Here is a 7,538-nt window from a genome sequence, read left to right as displayed (position 1 = left end):
CTTCTCCTGAGCCCCAGATCTATCGAGCCATCGCCACATCTCCATCAACCAACCCACGCGGCTCCTGGTCACGCGGTGTTCCAAGCCGTGCGTACACGATCGCCCTCCCGCGATCTCCGAACGGTTCCGGCATCCATCAAGGTCGTTTGTCTGTAGATGGTGGGCCGGGGTTGCCCCGCAGGCTCGTCCGCACGACTTTTCACGCCGGGTAACCGCCGTCGGATCGTCGGCGAGCGCCACGTCGTTCGCCCGTCCGGGCACCGCATCTTCCACACACCTCCCCCCTCCATGCTAGAGACGCTCACCCTCGACGCCTTCCGTCCGCACGTGGGCCAGCCCTTCGCCATCCTGGTGGGCGAGGACCGCTTCATGCCCGCGCACCTGGTCGCCGTCCAGCCGCTCAGCAACGACGGCGACACGCGGCGCCAGCGCACGCCGTTCAGCGTGCTCTTCCGCGGCCCGGCCGGCGGGCACCTGCCCCAGGACCTGTACCGCGTGCAGAGCGAGGCGATGGAGACGATGGAGCTCTTCCTCGTCCCCCTCGGCCCAGACGCGGACGGGATGCTCTACGAGGCGATCTTCACCTGAGCGCTTCTCCGCCCCGCCGCTTCGGCGACCTGCCGTCCGCCGGCAGGGAGGTGGCGGCGGCACTCTCGGCGTACGCCGGCACGGCGGACACGCTGGTGCTGGGCATCGTCCGCGGCGGCATCCCCGGCGCCGCAGAGGTCGCGCGGCACCTCGGCCTCCCGCTCGACGTCCTGCTCATCCGCAGGCTGCTGGCCCCGCGCGGCGCGGACTCGCCCGTCTGCGCGGTGAGCGCGGCCGGCAACCTCCTCCTCGATGCCGAGGCGACCGGGCCGCAGCCGGACGCCGGCCAAGCCGCCTTCCTCGCCGATGCCCTCGCCGCGTTCGCCGAGCGCGTGCACACGTGCCGCGGCGAACGGGCGGCGCTCGACCTCTCCGGCAAGACCGTCATCCTCTTCGACAACGGCGCCCACACCGGCGGGACCATGCGCATCGCACTGCGCTTCCTCCGCCGTCTCGCTCCTGCGCGCGTGATCGCCGCCGTCCCCGTCTCCTCCGTCGTAGCCCGCGACGAGCTTCTGGCTGCCGCGGACGAGGTCGTCTGCCTCGCCACGCCCGAGCCCTTCGGTCACGTCGGCATGTGGCACGCCGACTACCGCGTCCCGCAGGTGGAAGAGGTGCGATCCTACCTCGCGGGCTCGTAGCCGAGACAGACGGTACGACACCCCACCCGGTGAGGGTGGGAGGACGAACGAGGGGCCGGACTCGCCATCGAGCCCGGCCCTTCGTCGTCTCCATCCTCATGCCTGCGGGACCTCGCGATCCCGCAGGCGCTCGTGCGTCAGGGCTGCGGGCAGGCCGCTCCGCCCACGAAGCCTCCGCCACCCGTGGAGACTGCATTGGCGGCGCTTCCGGTGGGCGCGCCCGGGTTGTTGGCCTGCTCGAACGCGACCACCGCGGCGTTGTCGTTGTTCGCGCCGGCGTAGCCCGGCAAGACGACGGTGGTGAGGAACCGCTGGCGGAGGCGGAAGTCCGTGCCGGCCGCACCCCCCGACCCGGAACCGGTGAGCGTGTTGCCGCTCATCGCCAGGCAGACCCCGTGCTGGTCGCCCGTGGAGGTCCCCGCGTTCAGGTTCACGCCGTTCTTGATCGTGGGCGCCGAGCCCGGCTCCGCGATCGTGTTGCCCGCGAGCGTGGCGTTCAGCGTGCCGTTCCCGCCCGACGCGGCGTCGCCGATCTGCACCAGCACGCCCTGGTTGTTGTACTGGCGGATCTGGTTGTTCGCCACCAGCACCGTGTGCACGCCCCCGCCCACCGACGCCAGCGACAGTCCCGAGCCCTGTGCCGAGCCGGAGTTCGCCAGGCCCGCGACGCCCACGGTGTTGCCGGAGATGGTGCCCGCGAAGCTGCCCGTGCCGGCACCCTTCAGCACACTGAGCCCCGCGCCCGACGCGTCGCGGAAGCTATTGCCCACGACGTGGTAGGTGAGCGAGGGGTTCGCAGCCGCTCCGCTGCTCCCGATGGAGACCCCGCCGGCCCCCGGCACGATGGCCGGGTGCGTGTTGCGGAAGGTGTTGCCCTGCAGGACCAGGTCCGATACGGCGGAGTTCTGCAGGTCCAGTGAGAGGAGGAAGGTGCGGGCGCCGCTGAACACGCTGTTCTCCACAGTCGCGTTCAGCACGGCCGACCCGGCGGCCTCCAGGTGCACGCCGTCGCGGCCGTTCGCCACCCCGTTGTTGCCGAAGATGGAGCTGGAGATGGTGAGCCGGTCCAGCGTGCCGGCCGTGTTGGCCACGCGGAAGTTGTCGCGCGTGCCGCCCGCGACCGTGGTCGCGATCACGCTCGCCGAGCCGGTGAGCCCGGAGAACGAGATGCTGCCCTCGTCCAGCGCGGGGTTGTCGCCGTTCACGCCGCCCACCGCCGAGTTGCTGAGGGTGAAGTCCGACACGCCCGTGCCGCGGATGCCGAAGTTCTGGAAGTCGTGCAGGTCCATCCACCCGAGCAGCACGCCGTGCACGTTCTGCAGATACACGCCGGTACCGGAGCTGCTGCCGTCCGCGCCGGTCATCCCCGCGATGGATCCGCCCGAGCCGGCGCTGCCCGCGCCCGACACCCCGAAGCCGCCCACCACTCCGGTGTTTTCCAGGTGGATGCCGTTCGCCCCCCCGCTCGCCGAGACGGAGCGGAACATCACGCCCGAGACGCCGATCGTGGTGTTCAGGATCTCCACCGCCACGCCGCCCGCCGACGAGACGGTGTTGTCCGCCCCGGTCACGACGACGCTGCCGCCCCCGGTGGCGCTGAACCCGTTGCCCGTGGTGGTGCTGATCGCCAGCCCGCCGCCCGCGAAGCGCACGGACGCGCCACTGTTGCTGCTCAGCGTCACACCGCCGGCGCCGCCCGTGGCGATGGTCTTCGAGCCGCCGGTGAACTCCACCAACCCGCTGGAGTTGCCCTGGACCAGGATGCCGGCCGCGTGATCGGACAGGTCGCCCGAGAGCGTCGCCGTCCCGCCGGTGCGGCCGGTGATGGCGACCGACCGGCCGGTGACCGCATCCACCGAGCCCCCGTAGACTACGTCCGCGCTGCCGCCGGAAAGCTGCACGCCTGCCGCCGCCGCGCCCGCGATGCTGCCCGCGTTCGCCGAGAAGCTGCCGGCGACGCCGGAGAGGTACAAGCCCGCCGTGGTGCTCGCGGAAGACGAGAGGCTGCCAAGGGTCACGTTCAGCACGCCATTGCGGAGGTCCGCGCCTGGCCCGCCCGTCGCCGAGACCGAGGCCTCCGAGATGGTGAGCGTGCCCAGCCCGTCACCTTCGAAGCCTGCGCCGGCGCTCGCGCTCACGAACACGCCGCGCACCGTGTTGTTCGTCGCCAGCGACACAGCCGCGCCGGGCGACGTCCGCCCCACCGTCGGCACCGCGCCTGGGGCGAGCAGCGTCACCGTCTGCCCGTTCAGGCTGACCGTCACGGCGGTGGAGATGCCCTGCCCGATCAGCGACTGCCCGGCCTTCAGCACGATCCCCGCATCCACACCGTTCGTGGTCGCGTCGCCGAAGAGCACGAAGATCGTCTCGCCCACGGCCGAAGCTGCCTGCGCCTGCGCCAGGGTCGCGAATGGAGACGCGTCGCGCCCGTCACCCGGCGCCGGGCCCGTGTTCCGCACGTACCACACGCGCGAGGCCACGTTGAAGACCGCCTGCGCCGTGTCCGCCGCCGAGCCATCCGTCAGCACGTACGCCACGCTGTCCGTGCCCGTGAACCCCGGCGCGCTCAGGTAGCTGAAGCTGCCGTCCGCCGCGAAGGTCACCGTCCCGCCCTGCGCCGTCGCCACCGTCCCCGGCACCACGCTCAGCGAGTTGCCGTCGGGGTCGGAATCGTGCGCCAGCACGCCCGGCGCCGCCACGGGCACCGTCACGTTGCCGATCGCCTGGAATGTGTCGCTCACCGCCACCGGGGGATGATTCGGCGTCAGCACCTCCAGCGACGCGCTGCCGGAAGCCGTTCCGCTCGTGGCCGTGATCGTCGCCGAGCCCACCGAGACACCCGTCGCAAGGCCGTTCGCGTCCACCGTCGCCACCGCTGCGGGCTGTGAAGACCATGTCACGGGTGCGCCGGGGATGACCACGCCGTGCAGGTCCGTCACCGTGGCCGTGAACTGGGCCGTCTGCCCCACCGCGACCGTGTCGGCCGAGGGCGAGACCACCACGCCGCCCGCGATCCCCTGCTCGATCCGGAAAGCGATGGAGAGCGTGCTGCCGTTCTTCAGCACCACGAACTGGTTCTCGTCCACGTCCTTCTTGTCGCCGCCGGACCTCACCACGACCATGTCGGCGTAGCCCAGGAGCACCCCGTCCACCGACACGTTGATGCGGTACTGCTTCTGGGTGCTCAGCGAGAAGTCGCCGGAGTGGAAGTTCACCTTGTACTTCGCGCCGTCCACCCGCACCGCGTCGGAGCCGTGGCCGGCGGTGGTGAACGTCGCCACTGTCGCGCCGCAGACCGTACCGGCCAGCTCGCACACCGTGACCGTGGGCTGGAGCGTGCCGTCGAATGTGCCGGAGAACGGGCCCTCGTGCTTCACGATGGGCGAAAGGAAGTAGAAGTGCGCGGTCCCGCCGTGTCCTGCGTCAGCGATCACGCGCTGCGCGCCCTCAACGGGCGCGCGGGCGGGTGCGGTGGGTTCGGAGCAGCCGGCGATCAGCAGCAGCGCCAGCGCACGGGCGGCATACTTGAGACGGGGCATGGGTCCTCGGAGTGAGTGGCACGCCGGCGGGACGGCCGGCACGGTCTCTCCCGCGCACGTCGGGCGAGCGCGGGTGGCTCGTCCGTGGAACGGAGAGCCGGGAGCGGTTCGCTGTGGGGTTGGATGATCCGTGGGCGAAGGCCGGCGGGGTGGGACGGCAGGCCAATCGCAATCCCCCGGATCACGTACCTTTCAAGGCAACTCCCACACCCGGGGCCGCGATCCGTTCGACGCGTACGGAAACACAAGCCGCGCAACGCATTCCGTCGAGGGACGCCGATCGCCGGTGTGGCCCGTCGGGACAAAGTGAGGCGGGAACTCCGCAGGATCGTGGGACACACGTGCCGCGGTGAATTCGGAGACGAACGAAAGCGGCTCGAAGGGTGCGCCCTTCGAGCCGCCGAGTCAGGGTTGAGCCCGGAAGGCTCAGATGGTCCATGCGCGACGGTCGCCCGATTTTCGGACTGTCGCGCCCTGGCGGAGGAGGACCTACGCCGTGGCGGGCACCGGCCGTTCCATCAGCAGATACACGCCCTTGTCCTCCTTCACCACGAATCCCAGGCGCTCGTACAGCGCCCGCGCGGGATTGAAGATCTCTACGTGGATGCTCACCGGCTTCCCCGCCGCGTCGCCCTCGTCGAACAGCTCGCGGAACAGCCGCGTCCCGATCCCGGACCCGCGGTGCTCCGGCATGAGGGCGATGTCCACCACGCGTACCGTCTCCTTCCAGCGGCCCACGTAGAGCCGCCCGGCGGGCTCTCCGTCCACCAGCACCACGTCGTACGACGTGTCCTCGTACTGCTCGTGCCACCAGGTGTGTTGGGACTCGAACTGGTTGCGGAGGAAAGCCTCCTTCTGCTCGCCGCTCCAGGTGAGCTGGGCCAGTTCCTGTTCGCGCGTGCTGGCGTAGAGCGAGAAGAGGAACGGGAGGTCGTCGTCCGTTGCCGGGCGCAGCGCGACCGTGCGGTTCAGGACTGTGTCCGTCATGCGGGGAGAATGCTCGCGGTGGGAAGTGGACTACGTATGGATCGGAAGGTGCCGGAGACACGAAAGGGGCGGCCCGAGAGCCGCCCCTCCCGCATTCCGAACGTGCGACTACGGACGCTGCGGGAAGATGCCCTGCAGCGCGATGCAGAAGTTCAGCGTCAGGTACGGCTGCATGTTGTTGTGGGGCAGCCCGCCGCCCGCGGGGGGCAACGCCTGGAACGCCATCGGCGTCAGCGCGGCAGTCGAAGGCTGGTACGCGAACACACCTGACGACTGGGCAAGCACCCGGTTCGGTGCCGGCGCGCCCAGGTCGGACGGGTCGAACGTGTCGGCCCTCAGCGTGTGCGTGTGAAGCGGGATCTCCGAGACGAGCAGCGTGATGCTCTCCACGCCGCTCATCTCGCCCAGGTCACGGAGCGACAGCCCCTGTCCCTGGCCGGGCTGCATCGGCGCGCTGCCCTGGAGGTCCGGCAGCGCGAACGTCGACTTCCCGTCGCCGCCGTAGACGGTGCCCAGGAGAGAGAAGAGCGCGGTGTTCTGGGAGATCGGCATCAGCTGCCCGTCGCAGAACGCCCACCCGGTGGGCGGGAAGTTGAACGGGAAGATGCGGATCTCCGCGACAAACTGGTCTGACATGTCGCTCGCTCCTCAGGTTTGGCTCGGGAAGACCCCGAACAGGGAGATGATGAAGTTGATGCAGAGGAACGGCTGCGTGTTCTCGTGCGGCTGGCTCCCGCCCGCGGGCCCAATCGCGGCGGCGTTCGCGTTCCCGTCCACCGCGCCCTCGTAGTAGAGCGAGATTCCGCCCGAGGTTGTCGCGAGCACCTTGTTCGCGGGCGAGGGGTCGCTGCCCGCGGCGCTCGACGCCGTGAGCGGGTGCGTGTGGTTGGGAATCTGCTGGATCGTCAGCGTCTCCTGCTCCGTGCCCGCCAGCTCGCCGATCTGGTACGTCGTCCCCCCGGGCCCGGTACCCATGTGGATCGGCACGCGGCTCGCCAGGTTCGGCAGGTTGAAGGTCTCCTGCCCGTCTCCCCCGTACGTCGTGCCGATCAGCTGGAACAGCACGTCGTTCTCCGAGATCGGGAGCGGCGCGCCCTCACAGAACATCCACCCGTTGGGGGCGAAGTTTCCGGCGAACATCCGGATCTCCCCCACGTAAGGCTCTGGCATGCGGAAGTCTCCGTCAGTTCTGGGAGGGGAAGATACCCTGGAGCGCGATGATGAAGTTCAGCACCAGGTACGGCATCATGTTGTTGTGGGGCTGGCTTCCCCCCACGCTCGTGACGGAGGTAGGCGACAACGTGGTGAGGCTCGCCGGCTGCCCGTAGCCGCCGTTCACCGGCGCGAGCACCGCGTTGGTCGGGTCGGAGGTGGTACTCGCCGAGTTCGTGGACGCCTGGAGCACGTGCATGTGGGTGGCCAGCTGCTGGATGTTCAGCGTGACGCTGGTGGAGCCCGCGGTCTCGCCCAGCGCGTGGCCGTTGCCCATGTGGATGGGAACCTGGCCGCGCAGGTTCGGCAGCGCGAAGTTCGTCTGGCCGTTGCCGCCGTAGGTGGTGCCCAGAAGGGCGAAGAGCGCCTGGTTCTGGTTGATGGGCAGCAGCTGCCCGTTGCAGAGCGCCCATCCCTTCGGTGGGAAGTTGAACGAGACGATCTTGATCTCGCTCAGGAATGGTTCGGACATCATACCTCCTGCAGAGGGTGGTGAACGGGATACCACGGGGTCCTGCGGAGCTACGAGCCGGCAGAGGAGTGGGCTGCCCGGCACCATCGGCCAGGCAGC

General features: G+C 69.9%; 7 protein-coding genes. 2 read left to right on the top strand and 5 right to left on the bottom strand.

Translation table 11 applies throughout. The annotated features are described in order from the left end of the window. Positions 1–288: 288 nt before the first annotated feature. Both VFE05_10895 and VFE05_10890 read left to right on the top strand, forming a co-directional pair. Positions 289–588: a hypothetical protein gene (locus VFE05_10895; GenBank protein HET6230565.1), complete on the top strand. Its 300-nt coding sequence runs from the start codon at positions 289–291 to the stop codon at positions 586–588. A gap of 50 nt (positions 589–638) precedes the next feature. Then, complete coding sequence (locus VFE05_10890; GenBank protein ID HET6230564.1) at positions 639–1,229, top strand: phosphoribosyltransferase family protein; 591 nt, start codon at positions 639–641, stop codon at positions 1,227–1,229. A gap of 137 nt (positions 1,230–1,366) precedes the next feature. Here VFE05_10890 and VFE05_10885 read toward each other — a convergent pair whose 3' ends face one another. The 5 genes from VFE05_10885 to VFE05_10865 all read right to left on the bottom strand — a co-directional run bounded on the left by VFE05_10885 (position 1,367) and on the right by VFE05_10865 (position 7,439). Beyond that, a complete protein-coding gene (locus VFE05_10885) occupies positions 1,367–4,768 on the bottom strand; it encodes an Ig-like domain-containing protein (protein ID HET6230563.1) in 3,402 nt (1,133 codons plus the stop codon). A 489-nt stretch (positions 4,769–5,257) separates the two neighbouring features. Then, positions 5,258–5,755 carry a GNAT family N-acetyltransferase gene (locus VFE05_10880; protein ID HET6230562.1) on the bottom strand — a complete coding sequence of 166 codons (498 nt, stop codon included), beginning with the start codon at positions 5,753–5,755 and terminating at the stop codon, positions 5,258–5,260. Positions 5,756–5,863: 108 nt separating this feature from the next. Then, the gene (locus tag VFE05_10875) at positions 5,864–6,391 is read right to left on the bottom strand and encodes a tail fiber protein (protein HET6230561.1); all 528 of its coding nucleotides are present in this window, start codon (positions 6,389–6,391) and stop codon (positions 5,864–5,866) included. A 12-nt stretch (positions 6,392–6,403) separates the two neighbouring features. After that, positions 6,404–6,925 (bottom strand): tail fiber protein, encoded by a 522-nt coding sequence (locus VFE05_10870; GenBank protein ID HET6230560.1) that lies wholly within the window; start codon positions 6,923–6,925, stop codon positions 6,404–6,406. Positions 6,926–6,938: 13 nt separating this feature from the next. Further along, positions 6,939–7,439, bottom strand: coding sequence for a tail fiber protein (locus VFE05_10865; GenBank protein HET6230559.1), 501 nt, complete (start codon positions 7,437–7,439; stop codon positions 6,939–6,941). Positions 7,440–7,538: the final 99 nt, after the last annotated feature.

The organism is Longimicrobiaceae bacterium, from assembly GCA_035696245.1.
Lineage (GTDB): Bacteria > Gemmatimonadota > Gemmatimonadetes > Longimicrobiales > Longimicrobiaceae > DASRQW01.
This window is presented reverse-complemented; position numbering and strand designations above follow the sequence as displayed.

What these genes read in the sequence shown, in the direction of transcription:
- VFE05_10895 (HET6230565.1), top strand. Translation starts at nt 289, where the DNA reads ATGCTAGAGACGCTCACCCTCGACGCCTTCCGTCCGCACGTGGGCCAG.
- VFE05_10885 (HET6230563.1), bottom strand. Translation starts at nt 4,768, where the DNA reads ATGCCCCGTCTCAAGTATGCCGCCCGTGCGCTGGCGCTGCTGCTGATC.
- VFE05_10880 (HET6230562.1), bottom strand. Translation starts at nt 5,755, where the DNA reads ATGACGGACACAGTCCTGAACCGCACGGTCGCGCTGCGCCCGGCAACG.
- VFE05_10875 (HET6230561.1), bottom strand. Translation starts at nt 6,391, where the DNA reads ATGTCAGACCAGTTTGTCGCGGAGATCCGCATCTTCCCGTTCAACTTC.
- VFE05_10870 (HET6230560.1), bottom strand. Translation starts at nt 6,925, where the DNA reads ATGCCAGAGCCTTACGTGGGGGAGATCCGGATGTTCGCCGGAAACTTC.
- VFE05_10865 (HET6230559.1), bottom strand. Translation starts at nt 7,439, where the DNA reads ATGTCCGAACCATTCCTGAGCGAGATCAAGATCGTCTCGTTCAACTTC.